This window comes from Spirosoma lituiforme (assembly GCF_054776635.1).
Genome location: NZ_BAAHBO010000007.1, coordinates 264472 through 285747 on the forward strand (window position 1 = coordinate 264472; position 21276 = coordinate 285747).

The 21276-nt window shown below is 50.5% G+C and carries 16 protein-coding genes; 6 read left to right on the forward strand and 10 right to left on the reverse strand.

The genetic code is table 11. The annotated features are described in order from the left end of the window. Positions 1-1182, reverse strand: a complete 1182-nt coding sequence (locus tag ACYU87_RS21920; protein ID WP_461136241.1) for an AIR synthase related protein — start codon at positions 1180-1182, stop codon at positions 1-3. Positions 1183-1283: 101 nt separating this feature from the next. After that, a complete protein-coding gene (locus ACYU87_RS21925; RefSeq protein ID WP_461136242.1) occupies positions 1284-2252 on the reverse strand; it encodes a Gfo/Idh/MocA family protein in 969 nt (322 codons plus the stop codon). Positions 2253-2356: 104 nt separating this feature from the next. Between ACYU87_RS21925 and ACYU87_RS21930 the strand changes: the two genes are divergently transcribed. Beyond that, positions 2357-3220: a DUF481 domain-containing protein gene (locus ACYU87_RS21930; RefSeq protein ID WP_461136243.1), complete on the forward strand. Its 864-nt coding sequence runs from the start codon at positions 2357-2359 to the stop codon at positions 3218-3220. Between the two features lie 67 nt (positions 3221-3287). Here ACYU87_RS21930 and ACYU87_RS21935 read toward each other — a convergent pair whose 3' ends face one another. After that, positions 3288-4097, reverse strand: coding sequence for a LysM peptidoglycan-binding domain-containing protein (locus tag ACYU87_RS21935; protein WP_461136244.1), 810 nt, complete (start codon positions 4095-4097; stop codon positions 3288-3290). A gap of 29 nt (positions 4098-4126) precedes the next feature. Continuing rightward, entirely contained in the window at positions 4127-4600 is a 474-nt protein-coding gene (gene purE / locus ACYU87_RS21940) for a 5-(carboxyamino)imidazole ribonucleotide mutase (protein WP_461136245.1), read from the reverse strand. 552 nt (positions 4601-5152) lie between these two features. On the opposite strand from purE, the gene ACYU87_RS21945 reads away from it, so the two are divergent. Then, positions 5153-9208: a GEVED domain-containing protein gene (locus ACYU87_RS21945; protein WP_461136246.1), complete on the forward strand. Its 4056-nt coding sequence runs from the start codon at positions 5153-5155 to the stop codon at positions 9206-9208. A gap of 313 nt (positions 9209-9521) precedes the next feature. Here the strand turns inward: ACYU87_RS21945 and ACYU87_RS21950 are convergent, their stop codons facing one another. Both ACYU87_RS21950 and ACYU87_RS21955 read right to left on the reverse strand, forming a co-directional pair. Beyond that, positions 9522-11126: a S8 family peptidase gene (locus ACYU87_RS21950; protein WP_461136247.1), complete on the reverse strand. Its 1605-nt coding sequence runs from the start codon at positions 11124-11126 to the stop codon at positions 9522-9524. A gap of 87 nt (positions 11127-11213) precedes the next feature. Continuing rightward, entirely contained in the window at positions 11214-12329 is a 1116-nt protein-coding gene (locus tag ACYU87_RS21955) for a DUF3500 domain-containing protein (protein WP_461136248.1), read from the reverse strand. 167 nt (positions 12330-12496) lie between these two features. On the opposite strand from ACYU87_RS21955, the gene ACYU87_RS21960 reads away from it, so the two are divergent. Further along, positions 12497-13606: an LBF_2804 family protein gene (locus ACYU87_RS21960; RefSeq protein ID WP_461136249.1), complete on the forward strand. Its 1110-nt coding sequence runs from the start codon at positions 12497-12499 to the stop codon at positions 13604-13606. Between the two features lie 32 nt (positions 13607-13638). Here ACYU87_RS21960 and ACYU87_RS21965 read toward each other — a convergent pair whose 3' ends face one another. The 4 genes from ACYU87_RS21965 to mutY form a co-directional block, all read right to left on the reverse strand. Beyond that, positions 13639-14673 (reverse strand): phytanoyl-CoA dioxygenase family protein, encoded by a 1035-nt coding sequence (locus tag ACYU87_RS21965; protein WP_461136250.1) that lies wholly within the window; start codon positions 14671-14673, stop codon positions 13639-13641. A gap of 101 nt (positions 14674-14774) precedes the next feature. Beyond that, the gene (gene gldE, locus ACYU87_RS21970) at positions 14775-16118 is read right to left on the reverse strand and encodes a gliding motility-associated protein GldE (protein WP_461136251.1); all 1344 of its coding nucleotides are present in this window, start codon (positions 16116-16118) and stop codon (positions 14775-14777) included. A gap of 41 nt (positions 16119-16159) precedes the next feature. Next, on the reverse strand, positions 16160-16684 hold the full coding sequence (locus ACYU87_RS21975; RefSeq protein ID WP_461136252.1) for a single-stranded DNA-binding protein: 525 nt from the start codon (positions 16682-16684) through the stop codon (positions 16160-16162). Positions 16685-16757: 73 nt separating this feature from the next. Next, a complete protein-coding gene (gene mutY, locus ACYU87_RS21980) occupies positions 16758-17846 on the reverse strand; it encodes an A/G-specific adenine glycosylase (protein ID WP_461136253.1) in 1089 nt (362 codons plus the stop codon). A gap of 140 nt (positions 17847-17986) precedes the next feature. Between mutY and ACYU87_RS21985 the strand changes: the two genes are divergently transcribed. The 3 genes from ACYU87_RS21985 to ACYU87_RS21995 all read left to right on the forward strand — a co-directional run bounded on the left by ACYU87_RS21985 (position 17987) and on the right by ACYU87_RS21995 (position 21194). Beyond that, entirely contained in the window at positions 17987-18289 is a 303-nt protein-coding gene (locus ACYU87_RS21985; protein ID WP_046577075.1) for an HU family DNA-binding protein, read from the forward strand. A gap of 56 nt (positions 18290-18345) precedes the next feature. Further along, positions 18346-19230: a tetratricopeptide repeat protein gene (locus ACYU87_RS21990; RefSeq protein WP_461136254.1), complete on the forward strand. Its 885-nt coding sequence runs from the start codon at positions 18346-18348 to the stop codon at positions 19228-19230. Between the two features lie 401 nt (positions 19231-19631). Further along, positions 19632-21194 (forward strand): Rne/Rng family ribonuclease, encoded by a 1563-nt coding sequence (locus ACYU87_RS21995; protein WP_461136255.1) that lies wholly within the window; start codon positions 19632-19634, stop codon positions 21192-21194. The last annotated feature ends 82 nt before the right edge of the window (positions 21195-21276 follow it).

The window sequence follows — 21276 nt, forward strand, 5'->3', positions numbered from 1 at the left end:
CTAGTATACGAAATTACCTACTTCACTTTGTATAGTCACTTGCTTACCATCAAATGGCTCTACGCGACCTATTATCTGCGCGTCGATGTCAAACGTTTTCGCGATGTCGATAACCCGTTGGGCATGCGCTTCGGGCAGATAGATCTCCAGCCGATGGCCCATGTTAAAGACCTTGTACATCTCCTGCCAACTGGTACCACTCTCGGCCTGAATCAGCCGGAACAGGGGTGGAATCGGAAATAGGTTATCCTTGATGATGTGCAGGTTATCTACGAAATGCAAAACCTTGGTCTGCGCTCCACCCGAGCAGTGGACCATTCCATGAATTTGGGGCCGCAGTTCGTCCAGCAACACTTTGGCGACGGGTGCATACGTCCGCGTGGGCGACAAAACAAGTTGCCCTACGGTTACGTCGGCGGGAACGCCTGGGGTTCCGGGTGAGGTAACCTCCGTTAACTTTTTCGATCCGCTATAAATCAGCGATTTATCAATGGCCGGATCGAAGCTTTCTGGATATTGATCAGCCAGATAGTGCGCCAGTACATCGTGCCGGGCCGATGTCAGGCCGTTACTACCCATACCACCGTTGTAGGCGGTTTCGTAGGATGCCTGCCCGAACGAAGCCAGACCAACAACAACATCGCCAGCCTGAATGTGGTCGTTGCTGATTACCTGATCGCGTCGCATCCGGGCAATAACGGTGCTGTCTACGATAACCGTTCTCACCAGATCACCCACATCGGCGGTTTCGCCCCCGGTGCTGTAGATTTCGATGCCATGATCACGCAGCATCTGTAATACCTCTTCGGTGCCGTTGATGATTTCGGCAATGACTTCACCCGGAATCAGGTTTTTGTTCCGGCCAATCGTCGACGATAATAGCATTGGGCCCGTTGCTCCGGCACAGATCAGGTCGTCGGTATTCATGACAACTGCATCCTGGGCAATGCCCTTCCAGACACGCAGATCGCCGGTTTCGCGCCAATAAAGATACGCCAAGGCCGATTTCGTTCCGGCCCCGTCGGCGTGCATAATGGTGCAGTATGCCGGATCACCGGCCAGCGTATCGGGTACGATTTTGCAGAATGCTTTCGGAAACAGGCCTTTGTCGAGTTGGGCAATCGCGTTGTGAACGTCTTCTTTACTGGCGGAAACTCCGCGCTGAGCATACCGGTCTGTCATCCTACTGGTAAATAATGAATAATAAATGATGACAAAGGTAAGAAAGTGTGCCTAAACCAGCGTTTACCCGTGGCTTATGGTTAAAGACAATCTGGGTTTGATCAGGCATAAACGATTCCTGCTTCTGCCCGAACAGCATCCAGCAAGGCCATCAGGTTCAGGCTATCGTCGAGTGACCAGAGCGGACTTTCAGTCTGTTTCTCGCTCAAACACTGCATTACGTGCCGGGCTTCGTAGTCGTAACCGTGCGTGGCTCGGGTGAAATCAAACTCGGTTGACGCTCCCTCTTCCGTGATGAGCGTAACCCCCATCGTTTCGTGGAAACGGCTGTGAATCCTGATCTGCCCGGTTTCGCCCTGAATCAGGCCTATGCAATCCGTTTTCGCCTGCAACGTACTGTCCAGCAGGGCGATCTGGCCATCGGCATAGGTCAGCACCATGCCACATTGCTCATCAACACCGGTCGATCCAAAAATAGCCGATGCCTTTATGGCCGTTGGCTTACCCAGAATGAGGTACGATAAAAACAACGGATAAATACCAATATCGAGCAACGACCCGCCCCCCAGTGCTTTGTCGAAAAGCCGACCGTCGGGCGAGAATGGGGCTTTGAAGCCAAAGTCGGCCTTTACCGAGACGACCTTCCCAATGGCCCCGGATTGCACAAGTTCCAGCGCTTTTTCGATGCCCGGCATGAATCGACTCCAGAGGGCTTCCATCAGAAAAACACCCTTCGTACGGGCCAAGTCCACCATTTCCCGAACCTGTTCGCTATTCATGGCAAACGGTTTCTCGCCCAATACGGCAATGCCTCCGTTGAGCAGCATCAGGGCATTCTCGTGGTGCTTGATGTGCGGAGTTGCCACATAAACAACGTCCAGATCGGGCAACGTGAGCAGGTCTTCGTAAGACCCAAGCGCATGCGGAGCGTTGTAAGTCGCAGCAAACTCTTCAGCCCGTTGCAGATCGGTTGACGCCACGGCATACAGCTGAGCATCAGGCAGGGTCACTAAGTCCTGCGCAAATTTGTGGGCAATACGGCCCGGCCCTAGAATTCCCCAGCGAGTCATGGTAAAGGGTTAAGAGAGGTTAGCTGTTGGATAAATTGACCATCTGGTCAGCCGTCAAATGTATCTTTTTTTTCTAAGTTGCGCCCTCAACAACTCAACATTCAGTGAAAAGCGGTCCATTCTTCTTTTTGTCCTTTATTTTCCTTCTTACGCATACGGCTTCGTTGGCCCAGATTGTCGAGCAACCCGATCCCTTACGTCCATCGACAGTAACCCCTGATAGCACAACGTCAAAAACCCCGGCAGACTCCAGCAAAAGGGCAACCGACAGTACGAGAACCGTCAGGAAAGACACAACGGTCTCCAGGCAGACGCATATTTTTCGTTACCGCTTTACGGCCGATGGCACCATTACGTCGGGTAACGTAAACCGGACGCTCCTGCAACTGACCAGTGCGCTTGACTATGAATTAAGTCATTATTTCAAGCTATCGAGCAGCCCGTCGTTTGTGTATGGCCAGCAGAGTGGTATACTGGCCGAGCGGGAATGGTTTGGTGATTTCCGGACAACGTATCGATATGAAAAAAAACTGTATTACCTGGCCTTCGGCTCCTACGAGCGCAGTAATCTCCGACAGATCAATAACCGCTGGACAGTAGCGGGCGGACTGGGCTATAAACTTCTCAATCGCAAACGGGCATACATCTCGGTTACCAATGTGCTCATGAATGAAAATACCGACTTTATTGAATTGCAGGACATTTATATTATTCGTAACTCCCTGCGTGTCTTCGGCGAGTACACCCTGGCGAATGATCGCGTTACTGTTACGCATACGGCTTTTTATCAGCCTGCTTTGGGGCAGTACAACATCCGCTGGAATGCCAGTTTGAGCGTTCAGGTGAAGCTGACCTCGGCCACCAGTCTGCGCACAACGCTGGCCAATGCTTACGAGAGCCTGGTGGTGCCTGGCCGTCAGAACAATGACCTTCGGTTCACGGTAGGTCTGGTGTACGAGCGAAAATAATGAGGGGTGGCAAACACGCTATCCTTCGCGTATCGGCCACCCCTCGCTCTGATTAAGTACCCAAAAGCTAGTGCTTTTCCGGGTACGGAATGATCAGCCTTTCGCCACGCAGGGCAATGTCCTTGTCTTTTTTATTGGCTCGCATGATAGCCTCCTTGCTGACACCGTATTTCTGCGCTACAACGCGCAGCACATCGCCCGGACCGACGGTATGAACGGCCATTGCTTTCACGTTCAACCTGGTAACTCCGGCTTTAATGTCGCTCTCCGTTACACCCGGATTGAGTTGTTTGAGCGTATTGATTTTCATGTTGTAGCGGTTTGCCACGCCATAAAAAGTCTCCCCTGCCCCAACCGTATATTTGCTGGCTACACCACCCGGGTTGATCTTTGGTCGGGCAAGATCGGGTTTTACAGCCGCAACCTCCGTTTTCGGTTTTTCTTTGGGTTTTGCCTCAACGGGCTTCTCCTTTGGCTTTTCCGCAGCCGGCTTCTCTTTCGGTTTTTCGTCGGGACCGGGTTTGCCATCGGTCGTTTCGCGATTATCTTCGGCTACTTCTTCGGCTTTGGCATTAGCTTCGAGTGCATCGGCGGGCGGTGTGGCCTGCGATAGATCGACGGGAGCCGGTTGAGATGAGGTATCTTTCTCTTCGGGTGCCATCAGCATTTCGGGGTCATTCTGCGAGATGGGCTGTTGCGAAGCCGTATCGAGCGCCACATTGGTCAGTTCGTCGGAACCATTGGTATCATCGGTAACATAGCCATAACCAATGTACAACAGAGCCGCAATAAGCCCCACCAAAACCACGAGCGTGATGGCCGGAAGACTGGAATTACCAGAAGGACGCGAATTAGATGGTTGATTATCAGTCGCCATAACGTAAACTATAGTGAATTGGGATGTAGTTATAACTGGCGACTCATTTCGGCCACTTTGTCTTTCAAACTCTCTTTGAATCGGGTCAGATTTGCCGCTACAGTTTCATCGAATGTACCCACGATCTGCGCAGCCAGAATGCCGGCATTTTTTGCCCCATCCAGCGCCATTGTAGCGACCGGAACGCCACCGGGCATCTGAAGAATGGATAATACCGAATCCCAGCCATCAATCGAATTACTGGATTTTACCGGCACACCAATAACCGGCAGTATTGTCAGGGAGGCTACCATACCGGGCAAGTGCGCGGCTCCGCCCGCTCCTGCCACAATGACCCGAATGCCCCGCTCGCGGGCTGATTTTGCGTACTCGACCATTTTCTCGGGTGTTCGATGGGCCGACACAATATCCATTTCCCACATTACGCCCAACTCTGTTAAGATGTCGGCGGCCTCCTGCATGACCCGTCGGTCGGAGAGGCTACCCATTATTATACCTACCATTAAGAAGACTATGAATTTGACTCTCTGCGAAATAACGCAGTTTACGGCAGATTCTGGCCGTATACCAACTAATTTTTTCTCCCGGCCCTGAATCTGATTATTTTCCTATAAAACGGTACTACGCTTCCCAGCTTTAGCGCACATACCAGCCCGGCGGCAAGAAGAATTAGCTACGTTCCGGGCGGATATTTTTCATCAATGTGCTGGACAACATCCGCTATCGTCATCGCAATGCGTTATCCGGGCATTGGCAGGATGAAACCCACGAACACAGCGTTGATTGATCGACTGGTTGACGGCACCGGATCAATTAGCGGTTGCTCTACCATCTGTTCTAGTCCCTCTATCGGACAACAGCATCTTTCATCCGGCTCACCGAGTTGATTCCCCCAGTACTTCGAGTCATTACGAAACGATCGTGCTTAACCCAGGAAACATTAAAAGTGCATAAAAGGGTTGACAAAGTCGCGTCAAAACGCAACAGAGAACACCCTTTTTCCGTATTGGATGTATGCATTCATCTCGGGTCGAGATTCGCTCTTTTTCAAGTATATGATTCAACCTTTATGGTCTCGCAGAGGCTGGCTAATCGCTTTCTTAAGTATAACGGCCAGCACGCTTCTACCCGCCCAAACACTACCGCAGTACAGCAGCCTCCAGCGTTCACAGCAAAAAGAACTGCAACGGACAATTGAGCAGGTTCAAACCGAAAATTACCGCCAGGCCGTTGCCAAAGCTCAACAGCTTAATCGCCCCGTGCGACAAATATCGCCCACGGGGCGGGTGGTTATGCTGCGCGGTATCAGCTCCACGGGCGAACTTCTCTACGACGCTACCTATAGCACCACCAAAGCGGGCATTAGTACCCATACCAACGCGCTATATGCTGGAGGGAGCCTAGGCGTTTCGCTCTCGGGCAGTACACTGACGAACAAGCTTGCCATGTGGGATGGCGGCAAAGTGCGGGATACGCACGTCGAATTTCGCAATGGTACGGGCAGCCGGGTAGCTCAGGTCGATAACTCGGCCACGCTGGTTAGCCATTCCACCCATGTGGCCGGCATTATGATGGCGGCCGGTGTCAACCCTGATGTGAAAGGCATGGCGTTCGGTACGAACCTGCGCGCTTATGATTTCAATAGCGATGTAACGGAGATGAGTGCCGCAGCCGCCAATCTGCTCGTCTCAAACCACTCCTATGGCACCAATGCGGGCTGGGTCTACAACGATACGCGAACTACAACAACGAAGTGGGAATGGTGGGGCGACACAACCATCAGCAAAACCGAAGATTACAAGTTTGGTTTCTACGATGCCACAACGGTTTCGTGGGATCGAATTGCGCAGAACGCCCCCTACTACCTGATTGTCAAATCGGGCGGAAACAGCCACGGCTCCGACGGCCCCGGTACCGGTCAGCCCTACTACCTCGGCTCAAGCAACCGGACCAGCACGGCAGCACGGAAAGATCAGGAAGGCTATGATCAGATCAGTACCTATGGAAATGCCAAAAATATTCTGGCCGTGGGTGCCGTCGGCAATCTGAATTATGGATACAACCAGGCCGGAGACGTGCCCCTGAGTGACTTTACCAGTTGGGGACCCACCGACGACGGGCGCATCAAGCCCGATATTGCGGGGATAGGCGTCGGCATTCTTTCGTCAAGTTCGGAGAGCGACAGCGCCTATGTGGTGTATGATGGCACTTCTATGTCGTCGCCCAACGTGGCCGGAACCCTCCTCCTTTTGCAGGAATTGTATTCGCAGCGCAACAGCGGCAAGTTTATGCGGTCATCGACGCTGAAAGGGCTGGCGCTTCACACCGCCGATGAAGCGGGTACCACGCTTGGCCCCGATTACCAGTTTGGCTGGGGATTACTGAATGCCGAGAAGGCCGGGCGGGTCATTCTGAACAGCAATCAGAACTACGTACTCGATGAACGAACCCTGAACCAGGCCGAAACCTATTCGCTCACGGTGGTAGCGTCGGGACTGGGGCCGCTCGTGTCCACCATTTGCTGGACGGACCCCGCCGGAACCGCATCTCCGGCATCGGTGTCTGCGTTGAACGACCGGACGCCCAAACTCGTCAACGATCTCGACATCCGCATCAGCGACGGTCAGGCCACTACCCTGCCCTGGATTTTGGACCCGAATAATCCATCGGCAGCCGCCACGCGGGGCGATAACATCCGCGACAACGTGGAACAGGTTCTGCTGGCCAATCCGATTCCGGGAAGGTCCTATACGATTACGGTGACCAATAAAGGAACCTTAAGTGGCAATAAACAGGATTACGCCCTGTTCGTTAGCGGGGTTGGTGGCAAAGCGTACTGCGCATCGGGAGCTACCTCCACCGCCGATACGAAGATCAATCAGGTTCAGTTCAGTACGATCAATCAGGCCGGCGCCAGCGGGTGCACCTCGTATAATGATTTTTCGCAGGCGGTTGCCACGGTGCAGGCAGGCCAGCAGATTCCGCTGACGGTATCGCTTGGCACCTGTGGAGCTGTTAAAAATGTGATTGTCAAAGCCTTTGCCGACTGGAATCAGAACGGCAGTTTCGACGATGCCGGTGAAACAGTAGCGACTTCGGGTGTATTGCCCAATTCGGCTCAGTTCACCGCAACGGTTACGGTTCCGGGAACGGTTCAAACGGCGCAGAATGTTCGGTTCCGGATCGTGGCTGTGGAAACCAGCGACCCCGCAGCCGTGGTTTCATGTGGCAGTTACGGCAACGGCGAAACTCAGGATTATGTCCTGAATGTGGTTCAAACGACAAACGACGTGGGGGCCACTGCGCTTCTCTCGCCCGATGCGAACTTTTGCGGCCAAACGGGCACTGATATAACGGTTTCTGTACGAGTCCACAACTACGGCACCGCCAACCAGGCCAATGTACCTGTCAGCGTTAAAATCACCGATGCCAATAACAACAACGTGACGACATTGACCGGTACTGTGCCACGGATTGCTGCCTTTCGGGATGGTACCCTTTCGCTGAGCCTACCCGCGAGTATTTCCCTGACGGCGGCACAGACGTACCAGTTTACCGTCGCAACAAGCCTTAGTAGCGATCAGAATTCGGCGAATAATTCTGTCGTTGTAGCCCGCACCACGGCACCGACCCCAGCCAACGGCATTTTCTCTGTAACCCGTTGCGGCAGCGATACCGCCATCTCGTTACGAAACATTGGCGGGGGGGTCGCCTTCTGGTACGATTCGCCAACGGGCGGCAATTTACTGGCCGCCGGTAATCAGGTTGGCATAAAGGCGCTGCCTGCCAGTGGCCAGTTATACGCGACGCTGAACGACTTCTCAGGATCAATCGGCCCAGTCGACAAAACCGTGTTTGGCGGAGGATCTTACGGAACGGGTTTTCAGCCCGCACCCCTCATTTCAACCCAGGTTCCGTTGTTGATCGAAAGTGCCCGCCTGTATATTGGCTCGGCCGGCACGCTGACCTTCACCGTTCGCAGGTACGACAACACGGCCGTATCGAGCGTAACCCTGGATGTTACACCCACGCGCACCCAAAGCACCACCACATCGACCGGCGGTACCTACCCCGATGACCCCGACGATCAGGGCGCCATCTACCCCCTGAATTTGCGCATTCCGGCAGCGGGCGACTATAAAATCACGATTGACTATGGCGACGGAGCGTCTATTTTCCGCAGTAATGCCTCGGTTACGGGTTTTCCTTATCAGTTGAAAACGCAGACGGGGCAGCCGGTCGTTACCATCAAAGGCTCGCTCTTTAACAGCGGTACGACTACCGATACGTTAAAAACGGCATGGTACTACTTTTACAACATGCGTGTCCGGGCACTTGATTGCCCCAGTCCGCAGCGAATAGCCGTTACTCCAACCACGGGCGTCGGGGCCACGGCCAGCATCACGCCGAATGGATCGACGAGTATCTGTCAAGGGTCAAGCATTACGCTTCGGGCCAACACCGGCACTGACTTTACTTACCAATGGTATCGGAATGGACAGGTCATCAGCGGGGCTACGTCAAGTACGCTGGCAACGGCTACCGCCGGGAGTTACATTGTTCGGATAGCTAACACCTGCCTGCCGGTGAACTCGACGGCCGTTACGGTAACGGTAAACGCAGCACAAGTTCCACAGATCAGCGCCAACGGCTTTACGCTTAGTTCGAACGCTACCACCAACATTCAATGGCTGGTTGATGGAGTAGCTATTGCGGGAGCGACATCGCCAACGTATACCGTTGTTAAAACGGGACGTTACTCGGTAAAAGGTAGTGTTAACGGCTGTGGAGAAGCCATTTCAAATGATGTTTATCTGACGATTCTGGCAACGGAGCCTGTTACCGACGATGGCAGCCTGAGTGTATATCCTAATCCAGTGACGCGACAGATGACGGTATCACTGGCTGCTTCGCTGGCGTTGCCAAAATCGCCCGTTGTTCGTCTGACAAATCTGAACGGCCAGACAGTACGTACGGGCACCCTCCTGCGGGATGGGAAAAATTATTCAATCCTCTTCGATGTGGCTGATCTGCCCGGCGGTACCTTTTTTGTCGTTGTTGAGGATGACCAGACGCAGAGCGTCCGAGTAAAACGGATTCGTAAGCAATAATCGGCTACGCATCTGCACCAATTATAACGGGGCATTTTACGTGTAAAAGACGGAATATCAGGCAATACATAGGACTTTCTTATCGTGGCCTGGTATTCCGTTTTTGCCTTTTGGGTGCCGTCGAGCCTACCTACGCCCAATTCTCGGATAACGACTCTTCTCCAGCCTAGCCAGTACTTACGTTTTCGCTTTTCCGACGGTCAGTGGGCGCAACAATGTGGTTTATAAAAAGACAGAACCGGTTCTTGAGGTATGACTACTCTCAAAAACCGGTTCTATGCGCCTGGCATCCCTATGGGAGACGGTCTGTTTTCTATTTTGCCTTACCGGCAGCGGCTTCTTGGGTTAATGCCAGTTTAACCGCGTCGTACAAGTTGATCACGCCACCCGTTTTCGACAAAGAAGCAAACGCTACCGTATCTGTCGATTCTGGCTTTGTGACCTTCGTTGTGTAAGGCGTTGCGGATTGCATGATAATGCGCTTAATGTCCGCGTACGTCAGCTTCGGAAAATACGATTTCAGAACAGCAGCTACTCCGGCGACAACGGGCGAGGCCATGCTGGTACCGCTGTTGTTTTCGTATTTGCTGCCTGGTACTGTCGAATAAATGTCTTTACCGGGCGCAAAAACATCGACATTCTGTTTCCCATAATTTGAGAAACTAGCTACCAGATCGGCGGTATTGGGCTCAGCGCTGGCTCCCACCGTAATGACGTTCGGAATGGCAGATCCATCTATAAACCGGGGAGATGGGTAGTTGGCAGCCGTATCGATATCTTTACCATCGTTGCCCGCAGCATGGATCATCAGAACCCCCTTCGACAAGGCGTATCGCTCAGCCTCTTCAACCGTTTTGCGCTGGGGTGAATAATCTTTACCAAAACTCATGTTAATGATCTGGGCCCCGTTGTCGACCGCGTACCGAATGGCGTTCGCAATGTCTTTATCGCGCTCATCGCCATCGGGTACCGCCCGAACACCCATAATCTGTACGGCATCGGCAATGCCCATTACACCCAGGTTATTGGTGCGGTCGGCGCCAATGATACCGGCAACGTGCGTACCGTGGTCGGGGCGTGGCCCGGCAATATCGGGGTTACCATAATCGCGCTGATTTACATCATTCGGATTGTCACCTACGATAGACCGGCTGTTGAAGTCCGGGTTATAATTGTACTCGGCGCGCGATTTGAGTTGCTCATTGGCTTTTTCGAGTTCGCTCATCACCACATCCGTATCGGCCGCTTTTTGTTGACGCAACAACCGCAATATACCCGTTACAGGACGCTTCAAAGCCGCGTCGCTGAGTGTATCGGCCGCTTTACTGAGCGTAATAGTATCGAGTTTCGTCACATTCAGCGCTTTTTTGAGGGAAGCAACCGCGCTTGAATACTGCGTGTAAAACTGACTGATACCCTGATACTGCTGCTTATACTGCGCCTGATTTTTCTCGACCTCCGCTTTCGTTTTCACATACAGGTCATATTCCTTCTGCTGATCCGGTTTGAGCGTTTTGCGATCTTTGCCTTCATACGTTGGCTTCAGCTGGGCATAAAGCCGGGTTACCTCGGCGGTTTCGTAGTCTACATTACGACCATCTTTCCCACCAATAAAATTCCAGCCATGAATGTCATCTACATAGCCGTTCTTATCATCGTCCTTGCCGTTTCCGGCTACTTCTTTCGGATTTACCCAGAGCACCCGGCGAAGATCCTCGTGAGTTGTGTCAATACCCCCGTCGATAACGGCAACGATGACCGGTGTTGGTTTACGCCCTTTGAGCAGTTCGCTGTACGTACGCTCAACGCTGATACCGGCTGTTTTATCGGTTTTGTCTCGCAGATACCACTGCGTTTCCTGCGCCGATGCTGCTACGGTGAACAGGCAAACAGACGCACTAATAAGGAGTTTCTTCATGAATTAAGAACAAAAATTCTCCACAAATTACGAAGAAACCAACTTAAGTTTACCTTAAAATTTGTTAAACCCGCCTGGTTTTCGTCTTTAGGGCTTCGCAGCGTGGCTATTTTTATAATGCTCCTGGAGCAGATCTTCACCAAAATCATTCGTCAAATCCCGGACTACGGTGTGGATGTGATTGGCATTGGTTTGGGTGTTATCGTATTCGATCAAAATAGTGGGGCCATGAATGCGGTAATACCAGCCTTTTCCTTCGCCCAGTTCCGGCGTAAGATCACCCGCCCAGGCAAACCGGAGGCTATCCAAACCCGCTTTTTCCAGTTTCCCCATTTGTTGCTTTGCCAGAGTAATCCGATAGTTGGTCATGTATATCTGCAACAAGTCTAAAAACAGTTTGCGCTGATCAGCATTCATGTCGGAAAGCATCAGGCCATCCATCTTTTCCAGTGACACTTTCCGCTTGTTGGTCGTCACGATTTCAGGGTAAGCGACGGCGGCAATAACGGCTTTCTTCCGCTGGTCGGCATCGAGCGTTTTTAGTAGAGCAAACGCCTGTTCCGTTTCTTTCTTCAATATCTGTCTCCCCTTCTGCGGCAAGTTGTTCACGCGTGGATCGGCCATGCGTTTGTCGGCCATGTGCGTATCGTAGGTAAGGATACCGGGGTTACTACCAAAGAACGTAGGCGTTTGTGCCAGCACCTGCCCCGTGAGGGATAGAAACTGGAGTGACAGGTGGTGGCCTTCAATTCGCCAGCTCCACGGATTTTTGTCCGATGGTTCGCCGAAGATCGTAAACGCGTAATTTTCGGGATCGCGGTACGTATCGTTGGGGGGGCGGTTGTCAATCACACGCAGCACATTTTCCATATCCATGATGGACATTGCTTTTTCATACCCCTGATCACTCAGCCCTGTTTTGAGCATGGCCATAGCCGCCCGGCGCTGGTCGGGTGTCATTTGTTTAAGGGGTAGCCCTTTGCGTTCTCGGGGAACGTAGTGCCAGTTAAACCGCTCCTCATCATTGATCGGATACGTAAGGAGTTTGCGCTGATCGGCCGTGAGCGTACCCATAAATGTGGTAACGGCATCGAGCATTTCATCCTTGATTCGTTGTTGGGCCGCCGTCGGTTTTTGGGCGGGAGCCGTTTGTTGAGCCAATACGGGAATGGCCAGTATCCAGCAGAAAAGAAATGATTTCATGAACGTGTTTTATGATCGGTAAAATCACAAAGCGGCTTCTACATTACATTTACCTATTTGACTGTAATCGCCGTACAATCAAACGATTTACCCAATAAACGAGCCTTTTGCCAACAACACTTGCCATTTAGCAGTTTACAGAGCAGCTCACTGTTAACATTAAGATAATGTCCACTCGGCCACCCAATGAAAGCACAGGTCCATTTGACCACTTGGCGCTTCGTTATTTGCGTCAGTCACTTGACACATCACACCCAGCCGATGAGCCCTATGTACTGAATCCAGTTGAAAGCCGTGTTATCCGGCGGACAAAAATAGTTACGCTGAGTACCGCAGCGCTGCTCGGTGTCATGGGCGTTTTGCTGCTCTACGGCCCTCAGTACATGTGGCCGGACTTGTTTTCTACCACAGCCGTTTCTCTTTTTGGTACTACCTACCAGTTACCGCTTATTACAATGCTCTACGGGGTATTGCTGGTTTATCTGGAAGTAAATGTACTGGTTATGCTAAACCTCCGGGGGGTAAAGGCCATCATGCGTGTTTGCCAGTTTCCCAATGCACACGATGCCCAGTACGACCGGCACTTACAGGCATTGGCCGATGCTGCACTCGAGAAAACGAATAGGGGCATTATGCGTTTTGGCATTGATCCCTACATGAATATGCCACGCTGGGGACTCACGATTTACTTTCTGCTGAACACGATGAAAGCAGCGCTGAGTAACCTGGCTCTCAAGTTTTTGGTGAGACGGTTTTTGGGTCGTTACGTACTTCGTCAGGTAACAGATCTGGCTGGTATGCCTATTTACGCCCTCTGGAATGCCTGGGCTTCCTGGCAGGTTCTTCACGAAGCCCAGATTCGGGTTATGGCACCGACAACCATTCGTGAGTTTGTTCAGGAGCTACACGAAGAATGGGGAAAAAACGATCAGCTGCGACCGCTGTTGTTAGAGGCACTGCAATACGTAGCCATTCTCAAGCGTCAGTACAATTACGCTCACTTCCTGCTCACTGAAACGCTCGTTGATCGTTTCGATCTGAAGGCCGATGCTGCTTTAACCGGCAACTTTCTGGAACAGGTAGCCCAGGCCCCGGTCGAGGTGCGCCAGAGCCTGGAACGACTTATCGTATTTGGCGTTTTAGTCGATGGTAAATTATCATTTATCGAAAAGAAACGGCTTCGTCAATTGCGCAAACAGGGTTTCTTGACGTATTCGGCCAGCGAGATTCAACGCATTGGCGAAGAGTATAACAAGGGTCAGGGGCTTTGGGTGTAGCCCTTTGCTTTAGTTGCATTGTAGGTCATGCCTTACATCGTTTTGCCCTTATCGAATATATCTTCTTGATCAGGCATTGTTGGATTAACGAATACATCGGCCCCGTTTATCGTGCGCCGTACCGGCTCGGTAGTAGGGCTCTGGCGGTGGTGCCTGTATGCCCTGTCCGATGAGTAATGACACACATACGACTTCCGGGTCTGTGCTGGATTACGAATCTCTTCGCCCCCGTGCGCTAGTGCAGCATGCCAGATCAATACTTCCCCTTTTTCGATAAGCAGCGTTTTCTTTTCCAGTCCAGCCTTCTGACAAGCAGCCTCGAGGTATTTAGCAAAATCAGTCGGATCCAGGGTTGACTTACTGTTGAAGAAAATACCGTTGCCAAAATTGAACTTATCGATCTTATGTGACCCAGGATAATAGGATAACGGTCCTGAATCAATGTGTACGTCTTCGAGGGCTATCCAGGCAGCCGCCAGATGGCTGGGCACTTCAGAAACAACGTACGCAAAGTCCTGGTGGGTGGGCTGTTGACTGCCGTATTTGAATAACAGGCTTTGCATGGCAATTACTTTATCCCCAAAGACAGCCTCCAGAAAAGTGACGATGTTTCTGTGAAGCATTATTTTTTTCCCAATTACCGAGTTATCGTGAAAATCGTTGAATTTGAGAAACGGCCCGTTCAACACAGACCTGGGCACATCTTTTACGGGCTGAACTGGTTTCGACTGGTATTCCGGCAGGTCAATCCGTACGTGAGTCTGGTATTTTTCGTGGTGCTCGACCAGTTCCTCAATTTCACTCCAGAGCTGATCGAGCCACCCGTGGGGAATGGCCTGCCCCAAAATGACGTACCCATTCTCGCGCCAGAATGCCAGCTTTTCGGCTAAATCATAGGGCAGACTTTTAGCGGCTGGAAACTGGTCAACGAAAGCGGCAATGTCGGCGTTGCTCTTATCGATCCAGGGCAACGTGTCATACGCAAATTCTGTTACGGGTTCCGCTTTGTGTTCTGGATGCAGTACCCGCCTGGCAACAGAGGTCAATTTTGTAAAAATGGTGGACATGGTTTGTATAGATAGATTTGACTAAAATTAAGCAAATCCACCTATTCCAAAAACCGTGACTTACTAAACGGTAGGTAATGTATACAAACGAGCCATTTTTCTTAACTGGGCTCTACAATTTCCTCACCCTTTTTGACCCGCACCTCATTGATCCGCTTATCGTCTGCCGCTAAAACATGGAAGACAAATCCGGCGTGTCTAATTTCTTCGTCCGGTTTAGGAAGCCGGTTAAACAGTTCCAGCAACAACCCGCCAAGTGATTCACTATCGCCCTGAACGGCTTCGAAGGTCGTTGCATCGACATTCAGGATACGACAGACATCCGTGAGCGGCATCTTCCCTTCAAACACCACAGTCTGATCATCTTCACGTCTGTAACCAACGGGCGTTTCGTCATCGAATTCGTCGTTGATCTCGCCAAATATCTCTTCAATAATATCCTCAAGCGTAACCAGCCCTCGTGTTCCACCGTATTCGTCAACCACCATCGCTATATGCACACGGCGTTTCTGAAAGTCCTGTAGCAGGTCATCTACCTTTTTATTTTCAGGGATGAAGAAAGCGGGCCGCAATAACGATTGCCAGTTGAACGAATCATCCTGATGAATGTGTGCCAGCAAATCCTTGATGTACAGAATACCTTCAATCTGATCGAGCGATTCATGGAAAACGGGCACCCGCGAATAGCCCGATGCGTTGATCTGCTCCATCAGTTCACTGAATACCAGATCGTCTTCTACCGCAGAAATGTCCAGTCGGGCCCGCATCACCTGACGAGCCGTCAGATTACTGAAATTAACGATCCCCTTGAGGATTTCCTTCTCTTCAACCGTTGCGTTGGTCCCTGTCAGTTCAACGGCCTGGCTAAGTTCCTCGACGGATAATTTATAGCCTTTACGCTCAATCCGCTTATCAACCTGATTACTCAAATTGACCAGCACCATGGCCAGAGGACGAAATACGGCCAAACCAATTTTCGCCAGAGCCGCTGTTTTGCGGGCTACGGTCAGATTGTTCTGACTGGCATATACTTTGGGGACTATTTCGCCAAAAAGCACAATGGCAATGGTTGTTGCCAATGTTACCAGGGGTAACATCCAGCCCAGGCCCTGCGATGCATGGGAGAACTCCCAGGTCAGATAGGTGACAATAACAACGATCGCTATGTTAAGCAAGTTGTTAAAGATCACTAAGGAAGCCAGCAGTCTTTTTGGCCGTTCGAGAAGAGTTGCAATACGCTGATCATCAGCCAGGTTACTATCTCGACAAAGAGCCCGATCATCGGGCGACAAAGAGAAGAAAGCGGCCTCGGAAGCCGACACTAAACCCGCCAGCGTAAGTAATAGGAGAATAAGCGCCGTATAGGGGCCGTATAAATCAAGATAGGTGCCCCAGCCATCTGTGGCCAGGAGCACCTGTCGGGGAAGAGGATCACTAAGGTCCATGTATATCAAATCTCGTTCAACAAATGAGCGCGTTGTGCAGATTAGAACGGTAAATCGTCATCACTACTATTGCTCTCAAAGGGTACTGGTTCTGGCTCCCGGCGCGGGGCAGCCTGTTGCCGTAGGGGTTGAGCAGCCTGTGGAGCCGGTTGCGTCCGGGGAGCGCTGGCTGGTTGTACGGGAGCGGCCTGCTGACGGGGAGCTTCGTAAGCAGGCTCATCCTGACGCCCTTCGCTTGGGCTGCTCAATAATTGCATTGTGTTGGCCCGCACGCGTAAGGAAGTCCGTTCTTTTCCTTCCTTGTCCGTCCACAATTCCGTTCGCAAACGGCCTTCAACGTATACTGAATTTCCTTTCTTTAAATATTTCTCGGCGACTTTAGCCTGTTCATTCCACAATTCAACGCGAAACCACTCCGTCTGCTCAACTTTTTCGCCGTTCCGATTCGTATATTTTTCGGTAGTTGCTACATTGAACGTCGCGACTACAGCCCCGCCATCCAGGTAACGTACTTCAGGGTCAGCGCCTAAGTTGCCGATAATTGTCATCTTATTCAGACTTGCCATACTCTTTGTTGTGTTGGTTACTTTTTAAAAATAGGTGGTGCTTATATACTTAAAGATACTGAATCAGACGGACTTATCCAAATTGCTGATCTAAATAATTTGTTATCAGGACGGGCTTTGGCAAATTACCTACTCCTGTCAGCGAGTACCACTGTAACTCGATCGGCAAGCTGTTTGTCAACTCATCCGGCACATCAATCAGATAGAATTTGGCCCGTATTCGCTGATGAGACAATAATTGTACCGATTCTACAGGAGGGGCCATCAAAACGCTCCCCTGAACAGTCTGGCTGACAAGATCAGCTAACGGTATGTCTCGCAACGCAGTTTTCGGCTCATCGGTTTCCTGCAAATAAAAATCATACAGATTTTGCCAGATATCACGGGTGGTCCGCTCCCGAAGCGCCAGGCGGTCGTTATTCCTGAATACAAAGTAGTTAAAAAACCGCTCGCGCACAGGCGCTTTCTTCGATTTGACCGGTAATAAATGCTGACGTCCGGTGAGGAACGCTGCACACTGTTGCTGAACCGGGCACAAGAGGCAATCGGGAGCAACGGGCGTACAATGAATAGCCCCGAATTCCATAATAGCCTGGTTGTAGGTTGCCGGGTCGTTGGCCGCTTGAATTAGCCGCATAGCCAGCGCTGCGAATGTTTTCTTGGCCGTGGTTGTGGTAATGTCGTCAGCGACGCCGAACACCCGCGCCAGCACTCTATACACGTTTCCATCGACGACGGGCACACGCTCGCCGAAAGCAAATGAGGCTACGGCGGCTGCGGTATACGTACCTATGCCCTTCATTTTCAATAGATCATGATAGGTATCTGGAAACTTACCCGCCAGTTTGTCCGTTACATAACGAGCTGTTTGATGAAGATTTCGAGCCCGTGAGTAGTACCCCAGTCCCTGCCACAAGCGGAGTAGTTCCCGTTCTTCGGCCTGGGCCATGCTGATCACGGTTGGGTAGGCTTCAACAAAGCGTTCGTAGTACGGTTTCCCCTGCGCCACGCGGGTTTGCTGGAGAATTATTTCCGACAGCCAGATGCGATAGGGATCTATGGTATGGCGCCACGGAAGGTCTCGTTTGTGCAATGCATACCACTGTTCCAGAATTGGAGCGAAGGTGTTTTGTATACCGTTAGAGTCTGATTGCCAATTCAAAATAAAACAAAAAATAAAGTCGTTACTTATAAAAACGGGAGTTCAGGGTTTTATAATTTATGGGAAACCCCTACCTTTGTGCTCCCATTTTTGAGACCCCAATTTTCAACAATACAGTAAACGTTAAAGTTTAAGAAGTCGTGACGAAAGCAGATGTAATTGCCGAGATCTCCGATAAGACCGGAATTGACAAGGCAGAGGTGACAAACACGCTGGAAACTTTCTTTTCAGTAGTTAAGGACTCGCTGGCCGAGGGAGAGAACATTTATGTGAGAGGGTTCGGCAGCTTCATCAATAAGAAAAGAGCCAAGAAAGTAGCTAGGAATATTTCGAAAAATACCGCTATGGTTATTGACGAGCACTTCATTCCTAGCTTTAAACCCGCCAAAGTATTTGTTGAGCAGGTGAAAACCAGCGACAAAGCCAAGGTGACGGCGGAGTAAGACAAGTAATCTGAATTGAACAGGTCCGGGCGTTTGCCTTGTAATTCGAATCTCCTATGAACAAATCTGTGTTGTTTGTTATCATAATCGCAGCGGCTCTGACGGTTGGGTTGTACACCCGTCCGAAAGTGGTTGTGCGTAATGAAGACAAGCAGCTTGCTACAGCGACGTCTGGAGGTCATGCAATGCAAGCGCCCAACACTGTTCAGTCAGGATCGGATTCTCTCAACGCACAATTGTCTAAAAATGGGGCCGACGCGTCGACGATCCATGAAAAACCGGTATCGCCTGCTCAACGGAAGCAACTAGCAGCATTGGAAACAGAATTTGTTTCCGCCAGCCCGGTCCAGAAAGAAGCACTTGGTTTGAAGCTGATCAACGTGTTCCGCGAGGCCACTCGCTATGACAGCGCTGCGCATTATGCGGAACTGGTTGCGCTGGCACAACCAAACGAGCGTACACTGCTTCGGGCTGGAGATGAGTATTTTGAAGCGTACACATTTGCCGTGGACGAGAAAAAGACAGCTGCATTAGGTCAGAAAACCCGACAGTTCTACCAACAGGCGTTGGCTAAAAACCCGAATCTGTTGTCGGCAAAAGCCAATATGGCTATGACCTATGTAAATACCGACACGCCGATGCAGGGTATTATGTTGCTGCGCGAGGTATTAAAACAGGAACCAACAAACGAATTAGCCCTGTTCAATTTAGGCCTGCTATCTATGCGGTCGAACCAATACGAGCGGGCAATTGAGCGGTTCCGGCAAATTTTGGTGAATAACCCAACGAGCCGGAAAGCGCAATTTTATCTGGGCATCAGTTTAGCGGAAGCCGGTCAGAAAGCGGAAGCAAAGCAAGTACTTGCTCAGGTGAAGCAGCAGGAGAAAGACCCGCAGATTCTAGCCGCTGTACGTGAGTACGAAGAGCGGCTATCCCATTGAGTTCTAACGTTATACGCTACTAAATGCATCGGCCTGTTCGTTTATTTTGTAGCTAAATAACGTAAAGACTCTACATTATTTAGGTCGTCCGGGTGGGTGATTCTTATTATTAACCATTAAACATTAGTTCATTATGCCTTGCGGTAAAAAACGGAAACGGCACAAGATTGCCACTCACAAGCGGAAGAAACGGCTAAGAAAAAATCGGCATAAGAAAAAGTAGGTTATAGTTTGTCGTTTACAGTTTATGAGTAGCTGACGCGCTGTATTTTTTGCGTTGATGAATGATAAGCCGTAAACGATAAACGATAAACTATTTTTGTAGAAGCCTCGGCCGGTCTGCAAAGTCCGAACGTGGCTTCTTTCTTTTTATACAGCCATTCTAACCGTACATTCATCTTGTGAGTAATGAATTAGTTATCAGTTCGACTCAGAAAGGTGATCGGATTGCGCTCTTGCAGAACAAGAGATTGCTGGAGTATCACGAAGAAGAGTTAGACAGCAGCTTCACCGTTGGCGATCTATATTTAGGAACAGTCAAAAAACTGTCATCAGGGCTCAACGCTGCTTTTGTGGATGTTGGGCACGAGAAAGATGGCTTTTTGCACTACCAGGATTTGGGCCCGAATATTAATTCGCTCAATAAACTGGTCAAAGACGTAATTGCCAAACGCATCACTACCGGCCGGCTCAGTGATGGTCAGCTAGAACCCGCTATCGAGAAAATTGGGAAAATCGATAAGGTACTGACAAAAAACACGCCCATTCTGGTTCAGATAGTTAAAGAACCTATCTCAACAAAAGGCCCACGCCTTTCCTGCGACATTTCTATTGCCGGACGCTATCTGGTCCTAGTCCCTTTCTCAGATGGGGTAAACTTATCTAAAAAAATTACAGACCGTGCCGAACGGTCGCGGTTGATGCGGCTGATGTCGTCGCTTAAACCCAAAAACTTTGGCGTCATTGTTCGGACTGTTGCACAGGACAAAGACGTTGAAGAGCTCGATCGAGACCTGCAAAACTCACTAGCCAAGTGGGACCAGGCCATTAAATCCCTTGCTGATGCCAAGCCCCGCGATAGAATCCTGGGCGAAATGAACCGTGCTTCGTCCATTTTACGGGACATGCTCAACGAATCGTTTGAGAGTATCACCGTCGATACGCGCGAGTCATTTGACGAAATTAGAGATTACATTCATACGATTGCTCCCGATAAGGAGAAGATAGTCAAGCTTCATACGGGCAAAACGAAGGTTTTCGAAGCTTTGGGGTTGGAAAAACAGCTGAAGTCGTTATTTGGGCGATCAGTTAGTTTGCCGGGCGGTGGTTACCTGATCATCGAACACACCGAAGCCCTGCACGTTATCGATGTAAACAGCGGAAACAAGTCCAATTCTGAGGAAGATCAGGAAGCAACGGCAGTAAGCGTTAACCGCGAAGCCGCCAAAGAGATAGCCCGCCAGCTTCGATTGCGCGACATGGGCGGAATTATCGTTATCGATTTCATCGATATGAAGAAAGCAGAAAATAAGAAACTTCTGCAAGACATCATGCGCGATGAAATGAAACCCGAGCGATCTAAGTTTACGATTCTTCCTCTGACAAAATTCGGCCTAATGCAGATCACGCGCCAGCGTGTCAGGCCAGAAATGAACATTGTTACCCGAGAGGTTTGCCCAACCTGTGGGGGTACGGGAACTATTCAAGCCAGCGTTCTGGTAACCGACGTCATTGAAAGTAACCTGGATTACATGCTCACGAAACAAAACGAGCGTGGTATTTCCATCTCTCTGAACCCCTTTCTCTACGCTTATTATACAAAAGGAATCTACTCAAAGCAGGTTCAGTGGTACATGAAGTATAAAGTATGGGTAAAGCTGGTACAAGACACATCACTTGGTATCGTCAACTTCAAATTTTTCAATAAATCAGGCGAGGAAATCGAGGTAGGTAACAATACGTAGTAAGTAGTAATTTTTTACTATACTCTTAGTATAAACGCGGCCATAATCATGTACATGATTATGGCCGCGTTTATGTTGAACC